Origin of the sequence: Phyllobacterium sp. UNC302MFCol5.2 (genome assembly GCF_000686005.1) — a bacterium.
Taxonomy (GTDB): Bacteria; Pseudomonadota; Alphaproteobacteria; order Rhizobiales; family Rhizobiaceae; genus Phyllobacterium; species Phyllobacterium pellucidum.
The window spans coordinates 127,259-142,786 of the sequence record NZ_JMLL01000016.1; the positions used below are offsets into that span (position 1 = coordinate 127,259).

Sequence of the window (15,528 nt, forward strand, 5' to 3'; positions counted from 1 at the left end):
GCCGAATGAGCGATCAGGAATCATCCGAAGCGGCAAGCGCCATCCATGACCTCAGCGGTCCGGAGAAGGTTGCTGCATTGCTAGTGGCGATCGGACGGCCGTCCGCATCGCGGCTTTTGAAGCATTTTACTGCCGATGACCTCAGGTCGCTCGCCGGCCATGCCCGCAAGCTGGAGCCGATTACGCCCGGCGACTTTGAGGAACTGGTCAAGGAATTCGAGAATGCTTTCGCCGACGGCGCGCCGGTTTCGGAAGCCGGCATGCGCTTCGAGGGTCTCTTGCGCGATACGCTATCCGCCGAGGATGCGAGCGCGGTCATTGAAAATCGGCGCCCCGAACTCATCACGCAGGAATCGGTCTGGGACCAGCTTCCGCGCGTTCCGGCGGATGTGCTCCAAAGCTATCTTATGGCGCAGCATCCGCAGGTCTCCGCCTACGTCATTTCACGCCTGCCCTCGGACGTCGCGGCAAAGTTGCTCATCCGGTTTGCTGCGGCAGAACGCAGCGCCATTATTCAGCGGACCTTGCACATTCGGAAGGTCACGCCTGCCATCTCGACCATGCTCGAAGGTGTCCTGCAGCAGGAGGTGACCGGCAAGGAGAATACGAGCTCGGAAAAGAGTCATCATGGCGCCATCGCCAACATCATCAATCAGCTCGACAAGTCGGATGTCGAGGAAATCCTTGCCGGTCTTTCGGACCTTGGCGCGGACGACCTTGCCAAGATCAAGGCAAAGCTCTTCACCTTCGAGGATATCGCGCGGCTGTCGCAGCGGGCCCGGCTTGTGCTCTTCGACGAGATCCAGACCGATGTCGTTACCACGGCGCTGCACGGGTGCGACCCGCATCTGCAGGAACTCATCCTGCAGTCGCTCTCGACCCGCGGCCGCCGCATGGTCGAAACGGAGCTTTCGAACCAATCGAACGTCAACACAAGTGCCGTCACCGAAGCGCGCCGGGTTATCGCCCGCACCGCGATCAGTCTCGCGGAGCGCGGCAACCTCAAGCTCGACGTGGAAGAGCCGGCATCGTGAGACGTGGATAGCCCATGTCGGACGGCGCCGATAAAGACAGCAAAACCGAGGAAGCGACTGAAAAGAAGATCAGCGATGCCGTCGAAAAAGGAAATCTTCCCTTTTCGCGCGAAGTGCCGATCTTTGCATCGATCGTTGCCTTTCTCATCCTCACGGTTTTTGTCGCGGTTCCAGGTGGCATGAAACTGACCGCGGTTCTATCCGAACTGCTCGACAAATCGGATGACTGGCGGCTTACGAGCGCCGACGATGCGCGGCAGCTGTTCGGAATTGTCGGCGCTGCAGTGGCGTTGGCGCTGCTGCCGGTCCTTATCATCGTGCCCGGCGCCGGCATCCTTGCGTCTGTTCTGCAGAACGCGCCGCGCATCGTCTTCGATCGAATCGAGCCGCAATTGTCGCGAATATCGCTCGCCAAGGGCTGGTCGCGCGTTTTTGGCACTGCCGGACAGGTCGAGTTTCTGAAATCGACGGTGAAGTTCGTAGCAGCCAGTGTGATCGTCTTCATGATCTTCTTTGAAGACAGCCATTTTTTCGTCGATGCCATCATTACCGAGCCGAATGCCCTGCCGGAACTTATCCGGACTCACATTGTTCGCCTGCTTTCGTCTGTCGCCATCGCTGTAACCGTTCTGGCCGCCTTCGATCTGGCATGGACCCGTATCCATTGGCGCAGCGAACTGCGGATGACGCGACAGGAAGTGAAGGACGAGCACAAGCAGGCGGAGGGTGACCCCCTCGTCAAGTCCCGGCTCCGCTCGCTGGGTCGTGACCGGGCACGCCAGCGTATGATCGCTTCGGTCCCGGGTGCAACGCTGATCGTCGCAAATCCGACACACTTCTCAGTTGCATTGCGCTATGTTCCGGCAAAGGATTCAGCGCCGGTGGTCGTGGCCAAGGGTCAGGACATTATTGCGCTGAAGATCCGGGAGATCGCCGAAGCAAATGGGGTACCGATCTTTGAGAATGTCCAGTTGGCACGGGCGTTGTATAAACAGGTCCAGGTCAACAGTGTAATTGCTCCGGAATTTTACAAAGCAGTTGCCGAGCTCATTCAGTTCGTTAATGCACGTCGAAAATAATTGCCCAGACCGTTATCGGATCAATGCATGAAGAAAACGCAGTATTCCGCAACCCGCGTCGACATTATCTCCGGACATTTGACGGAGGTTGTGGATGATCTTCGGCTCGTGGACGTTGCGGACTACATTGCGTTCATCCGCTGCGAGCTCTTTGGCAATATTGCCGACATCGTCAATTCAGCGACGGAGCTGACATTCTATCCCGACACGCTCACATTCGGTCTAGGCGGCGAGTACACGCTCGACTGGAATACGGCACCGAAGGTAATGCTCGATCTCGAGTTCAAGAACATGGGTGTTAACGCCTATTTCCGGCTGACACTTGGCGCCGATTCAACCGAAATTGATCTCCACCACGTCAGGTTCGCGGAGACGGGCCGGAGCCCGGCCGACAATACCGCCCTTCTCGCCGCGGCCTTCGAGAATGCGCGCCTGCCACAACTGACCGCGTCCGAGAACCTCGGCTAGAATTTGTTGCTGATCGCAGGCATCTCGATCACGCCGAGCGCCAGTGCCGTCGCGACGGTAGAGGTTCGGTTGGAACAGCCGAGCTTGTTCTTGGCGTTGGTCAGATAGGTGACGACCGTCCAGCGTGCAATATTGAGAATCTCACCGATTTCCCCATCTGTCTTGCCGTTCGCCGCCCAGTAGAGGCAGTCGATTTCCCGTTTGGTCAGGAGACTGGCGACGGATGCCGCCAGCGCGGGATTGCGGTTGCTGTGGAGGCTGTTGTGAAGCTTTGCCGACACGCCGGCCAGTCGCTTGCCGATGGCGCCGATCGAGGCCATCTGTTCGGCTGATTGCACGTCGAAGGTGAATTCGGTAACGCCGCGAAAACCGTGCGAGTTCGATGTAGGCACGACGAGAAAGAGGTTGCCGAGGCCGCGCAACTGGCTGTCACGCAGGAACTTCCTTGATTCCAGCGGTAAGCTTTTGTCTTCCGCAAGATTGCGAATCGTGCCGATCGCATCGAAATGCCGGCGCGCCTGCATGATGCCCTGCACCAGCGGATCGACGCGATAATAGTTCTTAGCCGAATAGCGCACGACCCAATGGACCGGCAAGGTCGTCAACACCGAGATTTCAGGATCGCTGCCGCGCTGCGGCTTCGTCAGATCTGAATAGCCGATATGAGTGATATAGCGACAGCCTAATTGCTGGCGAATATCCCTCAGCATTTCCAGTGTATCTAGTTTTAGGCTGCCACTGGAAAAGCCTTCCTGGAAATCCGGGAAATGGGCCAGATCAAAATGCATGTACAGCGCAAACCATTATTTTCAGCATAATATGCTGGCATCACCAAATAACTCTAGAAAATCAATCGTAGTTTGACGTTCAGAATCAATCACGTGTGGATGGTTGCACTAGCTTGACGCAGTGCACAAGACGCGCACAACTCTATTTTTGGTTCTACACACTTTTGCAGCAATTGAACAATTCATGTTTCGTGCAATTGGTAGTTGAAGATTTCACATCCCGCCACTGTCTCTTATGGTGCATTAAATAAAGACCCAGTTGTATTGCCGCCATGCAGCTTGAAGACTAAACCGGATCGCCTGCTACCGGCGATTGTGCTAATGGCAAACAATGTCCACACAATCGAGCGAAAATTTCTTTGATAGGATCCCCGTCTTTGTGGAATTCGAAGGCGTTGTCGATACGGCGAACTACCAGCCGCTACCCGATGACTGGGTGCTTGCGACAGCAGATATTGTCAGTTCGACCGAGGCCATTGCGGAAGGCCGCTACAAAGCGGTCAATACCGCCGGGGCAAGCGTGATCTCGGCACTGCTCAATGCAGTCGGCAAGAAGGACTATCCCTTTGTTTTTGGCGGTGACGGTGCGCTGGTAGCGCTTCCAGTATCGCTCTCGGAAAAGGCGCGCGAAGCGCTCGCCGCCGTTCAGTCCTGGGTCGCCGAGGAACTCGGGCTCAATCTTCGCGCCGCCCTTGTGCCCATCGCCGACATACGGGCGATCGGGCTCGACGTCCGTGTTGCCCGTTTTGCGGTGAGCCCTGACGTTTCCTATGCCATGTTTGCGGGCGGTGGCACGAGTTGGGCAGAAGCGCAAATGAAGGGCGGCAAATATGCGGTGGGTCGCGCACCCACAGGGACGCGGCCCGACCTCACCGGCCTGTCCTGCCGGTGGAATCCGATTGAAGCGCGCAATGGCGCAATCGTCTCGATCATTGCGGTTCCGGGCACGACCGGTGCCAACGTGCAGTTTCGCAAACTCGTCTCGGATGTCCTTGCTGTTGCCGCTGGCCAGGGACGCGGCGCGCACCCGCTGCCCGCGGAAGGTCCAACCGTCAAGTTTACGACGGCGGGCGTCGACGCCGAAGCGCGCGCAGCAGCGCCGCCGGGCAAGCGATTTACCCGCAAGCTCGCCATCATTGCACAGATCATCCTGATATACGTGCTCGACAAGTTCGGACTGACGGCCGGGGGATGGGACCCGAAAATATACAAGCGCGAGCTGGCCCAGAATTCCGACTTTCGCAAGTTCGATGACGGGCTGAAGCTGACCATTGATATCGAGCCTGAACGCCTGCGCCGTATCGAAATGCTGCTCGACCAAGCTTCGGCCGCCGGTATCGCGCGCTATGGCCTGCACAAGCAGGATTCCGCCCTGATCACGTGTTTCGTGCCGACGCCGATGGCGCACGATCACATCCATTTCATCGACGGCGCGTCGGGCGGCTATGCGATGGCAGCGAGCAATCTGAAGGCTAAGCTTTCTTAGCCCGGTTAGGACTTCACGATGTGTTCGACCGAAAGTCCGAGCTTCGCAAAGACGTTGCGCGTATCGATGATCAAGGGCGACCAACGTGCGAGGTGAGCATAATTGACATTATCGTGGTCTGTTGCAATGAGCACGGCGTCATAGGACCGAACGATCTCCTCGGTCAGAGCGATGGATTTGCGTCCTTTCAGACTCATATGTTCACGCGTGGTCGGCACGGTCGCAACGAAAGGATCATGATAGTCGGTAGTGCCGCCGCGTTCCTCGATGATTTCGATCAGGCGCAGGGAGGGGCTTTCGCGGATGTCCGGAACATTCTTCTTGTAGGCAAGACCGACGATGAGGATACGCGAGCGGCTGAGCGCCTTGCCCGCGCGCCTGTCGAGCGCTTCGGCGAGGTTGGCAACGACATAGCGCGGCATCGCTGCGTTGATCTCGCCGGCAAGTTCGATGAACCGTGTCGGCAGTTCGTACTCGCGCGATTTCCAGGTCAGATAGAACGGATCGATTGGGATGCAGTGGCCGCCTAGCCCGGGGCCGGGGTAAAAAGGCATGTAGCCGAAGGGTTTTGTCTTCGCGGCCTCGATGACTTCCCATATGTCGATCCCCATTGCCGCATAGAGTGTCTTAAGCTCGTTGACGAGCGCAATGTTGACCGCCCTGAAGATGTTCTCGGTAAGCTTGACTGCTTCGGCTGTCGCGTTCGAGGAAACCGGAACGACGGTCTTCACGGCGGCGCCATAAAAAGCCAGCATCAGGGCGCGTGCCTCGTCCCCGTCTCCGGCGACGATCTTGGGAATGGTGGCGGTATCGAAATCGCGGTTGCCCGGATCCTCACGTTCCGGCGAAAAGCCGAGAAAGAAGTCGGTTCCGGATTTAAGCCCGGTCTCCTCGAGGATGGTTTTGACGATATCGTCGGTGGTGCCGGGGTACGTTGTCGATTCCAGCACAATCAATTGCCCGCGACGCAGCGTACGGGCGATCGAACGGCTCGTCGCCTCGACATAGGATAGATCGGGATCGCGGTGCTTGGTTAGTGGGGTCGGCACGCAAATGACGATAACGTCGCAGGTTGCGAGCAGGCTAAAGTCAGTCGTGGATTTGAAGCGCTTTGTCTTCATCTCGTCGGAGAGCGCTTCGTTGGAAACGGCTTCGATATAGGACTGGCCGGCGTCGAGCGCGATGATCTTCTCCGGGTCGATATCGAAACCGGTTACGGCAAACCCGCTCCGCGCCAGCGTTATCGCCAATGGAAGGCCGACGTAGCCGAGACCGATCACTCCCGCTTGCGCCTGGCGTGTTTCGATTTTGCCGGAAAGAGCAAGATAGGGTGAAGCGGACAAGGTAATCTCTTTCGTGCCAAAGCGTGCGCAAATCTGGGTGCTTTAGATGGCGGCAATGAACAGGAGTGTCAAGCAAGTGCAGCTCCTCCGGCGCATGTCAGCTTTTTGAAGACCGGACGTTGCGACCTATTGCTTCGGCCGGTCGTGACACCCATGTGTGGGAAATAGAACAATGATCGATAAAGGACTGCCCGACGAAGTATCCCCGGTTGCATCGGACTGGTCTTGCCAATGCTGACGTGCCCCACGGGCGACGTTGACTCCAAAGCCCGATTCACTCATTTTCGATCTACACGGATTGGTTGTGCCGATCCGAATTGTGGGGAACGGACGTGGCTCGTATTTTTGTAAGGACAAGCGATGAGCGCGACCCAATCTGATGTCTCCACCATTCTCCTCGACAAGGTAGCCGACTGGCTTACGCACGCCTCTCTTGCCGGCGACAATCTTGAAACCATCGTCAGGGGTTTTTGCGAACGCATAGCCGCGGCTGGCCTCCCCATCGCGCGCGTCAACCTGTCCTTTTCCATGCTGCACCCGCTCTACGACGCTTTGGGTTTTACATGGATGCGCGCCACGGGCATGAGCGTCGAGGGATATCGCCACGATCCGGCCGGCAAGCCGGAGCGTTTCCTGCAAAGCCCGTATTTTTATCTTCTCAACAATAATCTCGAACATTTGCGCCGCCGGCTCGACAGGGACGGTCCGGTGGAATTCCCGGTCCTCGAAGAACTGCGCCAGGAGGGAATGACCGATTACCTCGCCTTCCTGCAGCCTTTCGGCGGACAATCCACGCAAGGCATGATGGGTTCGTGGTCGACTGACAGCACCGGGGGGTTCAGCGATGCGATGATTGCCGCGCTGTTGCGGCTGCAAAACCATCTCGCCGTTGCGGCCAAGATGGCAGTTCTCGGCAAGCTCGCGGACAATATGCTGACGACTTATCTCGGCGGCAATGCCGGCAAGCGTGTTCTCGACGGCCAGATTAGGCGCGGGGACGGCGAGACCATTCGCGCCGCCCTCGTCATGGGCGATATGCGGGAATCGACCATGCTTGCCGAAAAGGAAGGCCGGCAGGCCTATATCGACACACTCAATCATTTCTTCGACGCGATTGCCGCCCCGTTCAACCGCAGCGGCGGTGAAATCATGAGCTTCATGGGTGACGGCTTCCTTGCGGTCTATCCGTGCGGCCGCCACAAGGATCCGTCGAAGATTGCCTGCGACGCAGCACTTGCTGCCGTTTTCAAGGCGCAGGCGCGTGTTGCCGAACTCAACAAGGATCGCCGCAGCAACGGGCTCAGCGATGTTCGCTACGGCATCGGCCTCCACGTCGGCAATGTGATGTTCGGCAATGTCGGGCTCAAGGATCGCCTGACGTTTTCGGCATTCGGCTCGGCCGTCAATGAAGTGCAGCGGTTGCAGGTGCTGACCAAAAAATATTCGCATGAAGTCATCGCCAGCCAGGCCTTTGCCTCCTATTGCGGGGGCGACTGGACCACGCTCGGCGAAGAACAATTGCGCGGTGTCGGCCACAAGGTGACGGTGCTGCTGCCGAACGCTTCAGGCGATCCGATTAAGATTGATGACGCCTACGACGATGTTGCTTATGATGGCCTCTCGGAAGCCGAACAAGTCATGCTTCTGCACCGTGATGCCAAAACCCGTCGCCCTCTATTGGAAAAATTCATGCAATGATCGGAAAGACGCTTGCCATGGCTTTCTTCGCCGGAACTCTGAGCCTCAGCCCCGCGGCAGCCGATCCGGCAAGCGACTTTCTCCATGACGGGTTTGACGGCGCCGACTTCGCGCCAAGCGGCGGGCTCTACTATCGCAAGAATTTTGAGCAGCGTGCGGGAACGGCCGAATTTCAGTCGGAGGTGAAGCTCACTGGTTCCGGGGCCCTGAAACTGAGCGTGCGGCCATTCTGCCCGGCTTCGCGAAAGAACTGCAGCGAGCGGGCTGAAATCTGGGAAAAGACCGATCGTCGCGTCCCCTATGATCAGGGCGTCTGGTATGGCTTCGCGGTCAAGTTCGCCGATCCAATACCGATGGGCGACCACCGCTACCTGATTGCCCAATGGAAGCGTGAAATCGGACCGGACGCCGTGGGCGATTTCAGTCCTTTCCTGGCGCTGCGCCTCAATCAAGGCAAGCTCTTTGCGACGATCGAAACGAATTATGTGGCGCCTGGCGCCCAGACCACCGACAGCGTGAAGTCGTGCGGCGAAGCCAAGACGCCCATTTGGTATCGGCCGGACGTCAACCAAATGCGCGCACTGATTGCCACAGACCCGACGTGGACACCTGAAAACGGTAGCCAGTTCAGCGCGTGCACCAACGAGATCGTTGTGACCGATCGCGGCAATAAACTGCCGACACCGGATTCAGGCTGGATCGACTTTGCCATTTACAGCAAGCCCGGCCCGGATGGCTCAGGCCATGTCGAGATTTTCGCCAACAAGAAGTGGATTGTCACGGTCAAGGGCCGCATTGGCCATGGTGACGAGGGCCTCGGCAAGAACCAGTACTTCAAGTTCGGTCCCTACCGCGCCGCGGACGATACCAATTGGACGCTCTATTATGACAATTTTCGCCGCTCATCGCGCTGCGAGGACGTGCTTGGCGCGGATGCCTGTCCGGCGCCGTAGCTAGACCGGCCGCCTCACCTCCAACGTAGCTTCACGTTTGGCGATCTTGATAAAGTCCGTGTCGAACGCCATCATCGCTTCGCAATTGGTGCTTGAGGTGAGGTTAAAGGCATCTGCGAAGTCCATGCCTTCTCTCGCCAATGTCAGCGCCTCGCGGCCAGAAAGCAGACACAATAATATCAGAATCGACCGCGATCATGCTTTTCCCTGACGGCCTCTGTTACCGCGTTGTCCATGTCCTGCAGTGATCGCGGTCGGCCGTCGTGTTTCAACATGCCGGCCACGTCTTCGATTCTGGTCGGTGCAAACAGGGGAGCGTCCTTCAATAAGATGCCGTCAGGCGTTTCTTCGATAAGGAGGCGGGTGCCGGCATACCAGTGCCGCTCCTTGCGTACTGCCGCCGGAAGGACGACCTGACCCTTTGTGGATACGACTGTTGTCAGCCTCTCATGCTTGGTCATTGAAAAACCACCTCGTTAGCAAGACGATAGTAAGTTCGTGGCTCCCAGCGCAATTGCCAAGAGCCTTCACTCTAATTGGCAGGCGCACGATCACGCCTGAGCCTATCACGCTAGACTCCCCCAAGACCGTACGATAGTCTCGGCACAATAAACGATAAATGATGTGCTGCGGGGAACAGTTGGCTCTCATGAAATCCGGGTCTGATCTTCTGCGTATCGAAAACCTGGGTATCTCCTTTTCGATGCTCGGTGGCCGTTTGCACGTCGTCAAGGGCGCCAATCTGCGCGTGCTCCCCGGGAAAGTCACAGCGCTCGTCGGCGAGTCCGGATCCGGTAAATCCGTTATAAGCCAGTCGGTCATGGGTATCCTTCCGAATACGGCAAAGGCGACCGGCAAGATTCTCTTTACCGACCCCCTCGATGGCAGGACCACCGACATTCTGCAATTGCCGACTGACGGCGAGCAGATCAGGGCGCTGCGCGGCAGCCGCATGGCCAAGATTTTTCAAGAGCCCATGACGTCCCTGTCGCCGCTTCATACTGTCGGCAACCAGATCAGCGAGGTCTTGGCGATCCACACTGAGTCTTCCAAGGAAGAGCGCCGCGCGCGAACCGAGGAGATGCTGGATAACGTCGGATTTTCCAATCCAAGCCGCACCTATGACATGTATCCTTTCGAGCTTTCGGGCGGTATGCGCCAGCGTGCAATGATCGCCATGGCGCTGATCTGCCGTCCGGCGCTCCTGATTGCCGACGAGCCGACGACGGCGCTCGATGTGACGATCCAGGCGCAGATACTGGAGTTGCTTCGGGAATTCCAGCACAAGCTGAACATGGCGATGCTTCTGATCACCCATGATCTCGGCGTTGTCGCCAACATGGCCGATGAAGTCGTGGTGATCTATCACGGCGAGATCATGGAAGCCGGACCCGTCGAAGCGATTTTCCGCAATCCGCAGCACGCCTATCTCAAGGGGCTCATGGCCGCGGTCCCGCATTTCGATATGAAGCCGGGCGAGCGTCTGAAGGCTCTGCGCGAAGTCCCGGTGAAGACCGACACGCTGTGGGCCAAGAAAAAGGAAGTTGCGAACGCCCCTGAGATCCTGCTTTCGGTCCGCGATCTGACGAAATCGTACAAAACCCGAAAATCTGGTCTTTTTGGTCGCAAGCATACAACGGAAGTGCGCGCTGTCGATGGCGTCAGTTTCGATATCAGGCGCGGCGAATGCCTTGGCCTTGTTGGTGAAAGCGGCTCGGGCAAGACCACAGTCAGCAAGATCCTCATGCGGGCCGTCACGCCCGACAGCGGGTCGGTGACGTTCGATGACGGCTCTGGCAAGATTAATGTACTCACGGCCCAGGGCGACGATCTCATGGATCTGCGCACCCATATCCAGATGGTTTTCCAGGACCCGGTGTCGTCGCTTTCGCCGCGCATGACCGTCCAGAATATCCTGAGCGAGCCACTTGAGATCCATGGACGTGGCGACCGGGCCTACAGGCTCGAAAAGGTCCGCGGCCTGATGCAGGCGATAGGTCTCGACCAGCGCTTTCTCAATCGCTACCCGCACAGCTTTTCCGGCGGTCAGCGCCAGCGTATCGGTATCGCCCGGGCGCTTGCCCTTGGCCCGCAACTGCTGATTTGCGACGAGCCAGTATCAGCGCTCGATGTGTCGGTGCAGGCCCAAATCCTCAACCTCCTCAAGGACTTGCAGAAGCAGCTCGGCTTGACCTATCTCTTCATTTCGCACAACCTCGCCGTCGTTGATTACATGGCGGACCGTATCGCGGTCATGTGGGGCGGGCGCATTGTCGAACTCGCCCCGAGGGAGGTCATCCTGCGCAACCCGGTCCACCCCTATACGCGCGGTCTTCTCGCCGCCGTCCCCTTCCCCGACCTTGATCGTCCGCTCGATTTTACGACGCTGCAGGCGAGCGGCGCCTCCGAACAGGGCGAGTGGGCGCCGCAATTCAGGCCCGATGAAGCGGGAGACCCGCTGATACCCGCCGATCTCGGCGACGGCCATTTTGTCCTTGCACGAAAGAACGTTGACGTTCGGGAGCTTCGCCCTTGGTAACGCGTCGCACAGTTCTCGGCGCACTCGGCTGCGCCGTCCTGCCCCGGGTCGCGCGCACAGCAGACCGCGAGATGGAGCACGAGCCGGATTTCCTTGCCGATCGGCTGCTTGCCCGCAGTCTTCCTCCGATTTCCGAGCGGCTGCCCAAGCAACCGCGCATCGTGCCGCTGAAGAGCATGGGACGGATGCCGGGAAAATATGGCGGGACGATCCGTACCATCATCGGCAGCGCCAAGGATATCCGGCTGATGACGATTTATGGCTATGCGCGGCTTGTCGGGTACGACGAGCGTCTGGTCTTCCAGCCGGACGTTCTCGAAGCATTCCAGTCGGACAAGGATACGGTCTTTACCTTCAAGTTGCGGGAAGGACACAAGTGGTCGGACGGATCGCCATTCACGACCGCTGATTTCCGCTATTGGTGGGAAGACGTCCTTTTGAACAAGGACCTGACACCGGGGGGCGGTGCGCTTGAGCTGCGCGTCGATGGCAATCTGCCGCGTTTCGAGGTCGTGGATGATCTGACGGTCCGCTATACCTGGGAGCGGCCCAATCCTAATTTTCTCCCTGCCCTCGCCGGACCGCAGCCCCTCATCATTGTTGGCCCGTCGGCCTATATGAAGCAGTTCCACAAGAAGTATCAGGACGAATTTCGGCTTTCGGCACTGATGAAGGAAAACCGCGTCAAGAAATGGGCTGATCTTCACATCAAGATGGCGCGCGAGTACCGCCCCGAGAACCCTGAACTGCCGACGCTCTATCCCTGGAGGAACACCACCGCACCGCCGGCGGAGCAGTTCATCTTCGAGCGGAACCCCTATTTCCACCGGGTCGACGAGAACGGCAAGCAATTGCCCTATGTCGACAAGTTCATCCTCAATGTCAGCTCATCGTCCATTATCCCGGCCAAAACGGGGGCGGGTGAAAGCGACCTGCAGGCGACGGGTATCGATTTTAACGACTACACGTTCCTGAAAGACGCCGAAGATCGCTATCCGGTGAAGGTCGATCTGTGGAAACTGACGCGGGGCTCGCGGCTCGCCATCCTGCCGAATCTGAATTGCGGTGACGATGTATGGCGAAACCTTTTCCGCGATGTCAGGGTGCGGCGTGCGCTGTCGCTTGCCATAGACAGGCATGAGATCAACATGGCGGCTTTCTACGGCCTCGGAAAGCCCAGCGCCGACACTGTTTTGCCGGAAAGCCCCCTGTTCAAGCCGGAATATGCCAAGGCGTGGATCGACCATGATCCTGAGCAGGCCAACGCATTGCTCGATGAAGCCGGTCTTCAGAATCGCAATGACGATGGCATTCGGCTTCTGCCGGATGGCCGGCCTGCGGAGATTACGGTCGAGACTCCGGGCGAAAGCACCCTTGATACCGACGTTCTCGAACTCATCACCGATCACTGGCGCAAGGTGGGCCTGGCCTTGTTCACCCGAACATCCCAACGCGACATCTTCCGTAGCCGCGCGCAAGGCGGCCACATCATGATGTCGATCTGGTATGGCATCGAAAATGGCGTGGCAACCGCCGACATGAACCCGCAGCAGCTCGCCCCGACTGCCGACGACCAGCTGCAATGGCCGCTCTGGGGGATGTACTATCTCTCGCTCGGCCAAAACGGCAAGGCCCCCGATCTGCCGGAGGCCGTGGAACTCGTCAATCTGCAGAACAGCTGGCGCGCATCCTCCAGCATGGCCGAGCGTACGGAAATCTGGCACAAGATGCTGTCAATCTATACGAGCCAGGTTTTCTCGATCGGTATCGTGAACGGCACGCTGCAGCCCATCTTGCGCACAGCGCGCTTGCAGAATGTTCCGAAACAGGCGCTCTACGGCTTCGATCCCACCTGCTATCTCGGAATTTACATGCCCGATACGTTCTGGCTGAACGAGGAGCAGGTTTAGAATGTTGTTGAAGTACATCTTGTGGCGCATCGCCGCGATGATCCCGACCCTGCTCATCATATCCGCTCTCGTGTTCACCATCATCGAATTGCCGCCCGGCAACTTCCTCGACAGTCAGATCGCGGAGATGCAGGCACAGGGCGAAACGGTGAACCTCCAGGATATCGAGGAACTGCGCCATCAATACGGTTTCGACCAGCCGCCTGTGCTGCGCTATTTCCACTGGCTCGGCGGCATGCTCCATGGCGATTTCGGTTACTCCTTCGAGTATCAACTGCCGGTCAGCGAAGTCGTCGGCGAGCGTATGTGGCTGACGATACTCGTGTCGTTCGTGACGATCATTTTTACGTGGCTGATTGCATTTCCGATCGGCATGTATTCCGCGACGCACCAGTATAGCTGGGGCGACTACGGACTGACGCTTTTTGGTCTCCTTGGCATTGCTATTCCGAATTTCATGCTGGCGTTGATCCTGATGTATTTCGCCAATATCTGGTTCGGCACGTCCATCGGGCATTTGATGGACCAGAAATTCCTGAACGAGCCGATGAGCTGGGAGAAAGCCAGGTCGATACTTTCGCATCTTTGGATCCCCGTCATCATCGTCGGAACGGCCGGCACCGCAGGCATGATCCGGCGGCTGCGCGCCAACTTGCTCGACGAGTTGCAAAAGCAATATGTCATGACGGCGCGCGCCAAGGGGCTGCACCCGTTCAAGACATTGGTCAAATATCCGTTGCGGATGGCGCTCAACTTCTTCGTTTCCGATATCGGATCCATTCTGCCGGCGATCATCTCGGGTGCGGAGATCACGGCCATCGTGCTTTCGCTCGAGACCACCGGTCCCATGCTCATCAAGGCGTTGCAAAGCCAGGATATGTACCTTGCCGGCTCCTTCCTGATGTTCCTCGCTTTCCTGACGGTCATCGGCGTCCTGATATCGGATATCGCTCTTGCCTTTCTCGACCCGCGAATTCGGCTTGCCGGCAGGAGCACCAAATGACGGCACAGCTCCCCTCTCCCGGTGCGCCGCTGCAGCACTATGTTTCGACGGCGCCGTTCGATCCCATGTCGATCGAGGTGATGACGGAGGAGCAGGCGAAGCTTCATCTGGCTTCGCAGCGGAAGCTCATGTGGTGGAAGTTCAAGCGTCACAGGCTCGCGCTTGCTTCGGGTATATTCCTGCTCCTGCTCTACGGCATGATCGTCATTGCCGAGTTCCTGGCGCCGTACAACCTGCATACGCGCAATGTCGACTTCATCTATTCGCCGCCGCAGCGGGTTCGCCTGTTCCACGACGGCAATTTCGTCGGGCCTTTCGTTTACGGGCGCCAGATGTCGCTCGACATGGATACGCTGAAGCGCAACTATTCCGATAACCGCAATGACGTCCAACCAATCCGCTTCTTTTGTCGGGGTGACAGCTATAAGTTCTGGGGAGCTATCGAGAGCAACATCCATCTTGTTTGCCCGGCGGTGGGCGGGCAGATGTTCCTTCTCGGCACGGACCGTCTTGGCCGCGATGTCCTGTCGCGCATTATCTACGGCGCCCGCATATCGCTCACGATCGGCCTTATCGGCATAACGATCAGCTTCGTCCTCGGCATCGTTATCGGCGGGCTTGCCGGCTATCACGGCGGGGTCTTCGATCTCCTGGTGCAGCGCGTCATCGAAGTGTTGCAATCTTTGCCTAGCTTGCCGCTCTGGATGGCATTGGCGGCTATCATGCCGGTAAGCTGGAGTCCGATCCTGATCTATTTCGGTATCACGCTCATTCTCGGCATGCTGGACTGGACGGGGCTGGCGCGATCCGTACGCTCCAAGCTGCTTTCGCTGCGCGAGGAGGATTACGTTCTCGCGGCACAGCTGATGGGCGCCAGCAGCGCCCGCATAATCGGGCGTCACCTGGTGCCCGGTTTCATGTCGCATCTAATTGCAACGGCTACGATTTCGATTCCCGGGATGATCCTCGGCGAGACCGCGCTGAGTTTTCTCGGACTTGGCCTGCGGCCACCCATAACGAGCTGGGGCGTCCTGCTGACTGAGGCGCGCAGTGTCAATGTGATCGCATTCTATCCCTGGCTGCTGTTTCCAATGATTCCGGTTATTCTTGTCATTCTCGCATTCAATTTCTTGGGAGATGGGTTGCGCGATGCCGCCGATCCATACAGATAAGGGCCCAACAGGTTCGGGTGCACTGTGCGGGTCAACCCGCAAAACAAAGGGTTTT

At 58.0% G+C, this 15,528-nt stretch carries 14 protein-coding genes; 10 read left to right on the top strand and 4 right to left on the bottom strand.

Translation table 11 applies throughout. The annotated features are described in order from the left end of the window. Positions 1–5 precede the first annotated feature (5 nt). From BR48_RS0120940 to BR48_RS0120950, 3 genes are read left to right on the top strand one after another with little or no spacing between them, the layout of a single operon-like run. Entirely contained in the window at positions 6–1,034 is a 1,029-nt protein-coding gene (locus BR48_RS0120940) for a flagellar motor switch protein FliG (RefSeq protein ID WP_027233097.1), read from the top strand. Between the two features lie 14 nt (positions 1,035–1,048). Beyond that, entirely contained in the window at positions 1,049–2,113 is a 1,065-nt protein-coding gene (flhB, locus tag BR48_RS0120945; RefSeq protein ID WP_027233098.1) for a flagellar biosynthesis protein FlhB, read from the top strand. Positions 2,114–2,140: 27 nt separating this feature from the next. Next, on the top strand, positions 2,141–2,581 hold the full coding sequence (locus tag BR48_RS0120950) for a hypothetical protein (RefSeq protein ID WP_027233099.1): 441 nt from the start codon (positions 2,141–2,143) through the stop codon (positions 2,579–2,581). Here the strand turns inward: BR48_RS0120950 and BR48_RS0120955 are convergent. Next, a complete protein-coding gene (locus BR48_RS0120955; RefSeq protein WP_027233100.1) occupies positions 2,578–3,369 on the bottom strand; it encodes a LuxR C-terminal-related transcriptional regulator in 792 nt (263 codons plus the stop codon). The genes BR48_RS0120950 and BR48_RS0120955 overlap by 4 nt on opposite strands. Positions 3,370–3,700: 331 nt before the next feature. On the opposite strand from BR48_RS0120955, the gene BR48_RS0120960 reads away from it, so the two are divergent. Further along, positions 3,701–4,855, top strand: a complete 1,155-nt coding sequence (locus BR48_RS0120960) for a DUF3095 domain-containing protein (protein WP_027233101.1) — start codon at positions 3,701–3,703, stop codon at positions 4,853–4,855. 5 nt (positions 4,856–4,860) lie between these two features. Here BR48_RS0120960 and BR48_RS0120965 read toward each other — a convergent pair whose 3' ends face one another. Continuing rightward, positions 4,861–6,198 carry a nucleotide sugar dehydrogenase gene (locus tag BR48_RS0120965; protein WP_027233102.1) on the bottom strand — a complete coding sequence of 446 codons (1,338 nt, stop codon included), beginning with the start codon at positions 6,196–6,198 and terminating at the stop codon, positions 4,861–4,863. Positions 6,199–6,558: 360 nt separating this feature from the next. Here BR48_RS0120965 and BR48_RS0120970 point away from each other — a divergent pair, with 360 nt between their 5' ends. Then, positions 6,559–7,896, top strand: coding sequence for an adenylate/guanylate cyclase domain-containing protein (locus BR48_RS0120970; protein WP_027233103.1), 1,338 nt, complete (start codon positions 6,559–6,561; stop codon positions 7,894–7,896). Then, positions 7,893–8,849, top strand: a complete 957-nt coding sequence (locus BR48_RS0120975) for a polysaccharide lyase (RefSeq protein WP_051615323.1) — start codon at positions 7,893–7,895, stop codon at positions 8,847–8,849. The genes BR48_RS0120970 and BR48_RS0120975 overlap by 4 nt, the downstream gene beginning before the upstream one ends. Here BR48_RS0120975 and BR48_RS26810 read toward each other — a convergent pair whose 3' ends face one another. Together BR48_RS26810 and BR48_RS0120985 are read right to left on the bottom strand one after the other, a co-directional pair. Then, on the bottom strand, positions 8,850–8,975 hold the full coding sequence (locus BR48_RS26810) for a hypothetical protein (RefSeq protein ID WP_280949050.1): 126 nt from the start codon (positions 8,973–8,975) through the stop codon (positions 8,850–8,852). 53 nt (positions 8,976–9,028) lie between these two features. Next, positions 9,029–9,310 carry an AbrB/MazE/SpoVT family DNA-binding domain-containing protein gene (locus tag BR48_RS0120985; RefSeq protein WP_027233105.1) on the bottom strand — a complete coding sequence of 94 codons (282 nt, stop codon included), beginning with the start codon at positions 9,308–9,310 and terminating at the stop codon, positions 9,029–9,031. 188 nt (positions 9,311–9,498) lie between these two features. On the opposite strand from BR48_RS0120985, the gene BR48_RS0120990 reads away from it, so the two are divergent. From BR48_RS0120990 to BR48_RS0121005, 4 genes are read left to right on the top strand one after another with little or no spacing between them, the layout of a single operon-like run. After that, positions 9,499–11,388 carry an ABC transporter ATP-binding protein gene (locus BR48_RS0120990; protein WP_027233106.1) on the top strand — a complete coding sequence of 630 codons (1,890 nt, stop codon included), beginning with the start codon at positions 9,499–9,501 and terminating at the stop codon, positions 11,386–11,388. Continuing rightward, positions 11,382–13,298, top strand: a complete 1,917-nt coding sequence (locus BR48_RS0120995) for an ABC transporter substrate-binding protein (RefSeq protein ID WP_027233107.1) — start codon at positions 11,382–11,384, stop codon at positions 13,296–13,298. The genes BR48_RS0120990 and BR48_RS0120995 overlap by 7 nt, the downstream gene beginning before the upstream one ends. A gap of 4 nt (positions 13,299–13,302) precedes the next feature. Beyond that, positions 13,303–14,301 carry an ABC transporter permease gene (locus BR48_RS0121000; protein ID WP_027233108.1) on the top strand — a complete coding sequence of 333 codons (999 nt, stop codon included), beginning with the start codon at positions 13,303–13,305 and terminating at the stop codon, positions 14,299–14,301. Next, a complete protein-coding gene (locus BR48_RS0121005; protein WP_027233109.1) occupies positions 14,298–15,473 on the top strand; it encodes an ABC transporter permease in 1,176 nt (391 codons plus the stop codon). Before BR48_RS0121000 ends, BR48_RS0121005 begins: the two co-directional genes overlap by 4 nt. Positions 15,474–15,528 lie beyond the last annotated feature (55 nt).

What these genes read in the sequence shown, in the direction of transcription:
- BR48_RS0120940 (WP_027233097.1), top strand. Translation starts at nt 6, where the DNA reads ATGAGCGATCAGGAATCATCCGAAGCGGCAAGCGCCATCCATGACCTC.
- flhB (WP_027233098.1), top strand. Translation starts at nt 1,049, where the DNA reads ATGTCGGACGGCGCCGATAAAGACAGCAAAACCGAGGAAGCGACTGAA.
- BR48_RS0120950 (WP_027233099.1), top strand. Translation starts at nt 2,141, where the DNA reads ATGAAGAAAACGCAGTATTCCGCAACCCGCGTCGACATTATCTCCGGA.
- BR48_RS0120955 (WP_027233100.1), bottom strand. Translation starts at nt 3,369, where the DNA reads ATGCATTTTGATCTGGCCCATTTCCCGGATTTCCAGGAAGGCTTTTCC.
- BR48_RS0120960 (WP_027233101.1), top strand. Translation starts at nt 3,701, where the DNA reads ATGTCCACACAATCGAGCGAAAATTTCTTTGATAGGATCCCCGTCTTT.
- BR48_RS0120970 (WP_027233103.1), top strand. Translation starts at nt 6,559, where the DNA reads ATGAGCGCGACCCAATCTGATGTCTCCACCATTCTCCTCGACAAGGTA.
- BR48_RS0120975 (WP_051615323.1), top strand. Translation starts at nt 7,893, where the DNA reads ATGATCGGAAAGACGCTTGCCATGGCTTTCTTCGCCGGAACTCTGAGC.
- BR48_RS26810 (WP_280949050.1), bottom strand. Translation starts at nt 8,975, where the DNA reads ATGGACTTCGCAGATGCCTTTAACCTCACCTCAAGCACCAATTGCGAA.
- BR48_RS0120985 (WP_027233105.1), bottom strand. Translation starts at nt 9,310, where the DNA reads ATGACCAAGCATGAGAGGCTGACAACAGTCGTATCCACAAAGGGTCAG.
- BR48_RS0120990 (WP_027233106.1), top strand. Translation starts at nt 9,499, where the DNA reads ATGAAATCCGGGTCTGATCTTCTGCGTATCGAAAACCTGGGTATCTCC.
- BR48_RS0121005 (WP_027233109.1), top strand. Translation starts at nt 14,298, where the DNA reads ATGACGGCACAGCTCCCCTCTCCCGGTGCGCCGCTGCAGCACTATGTT.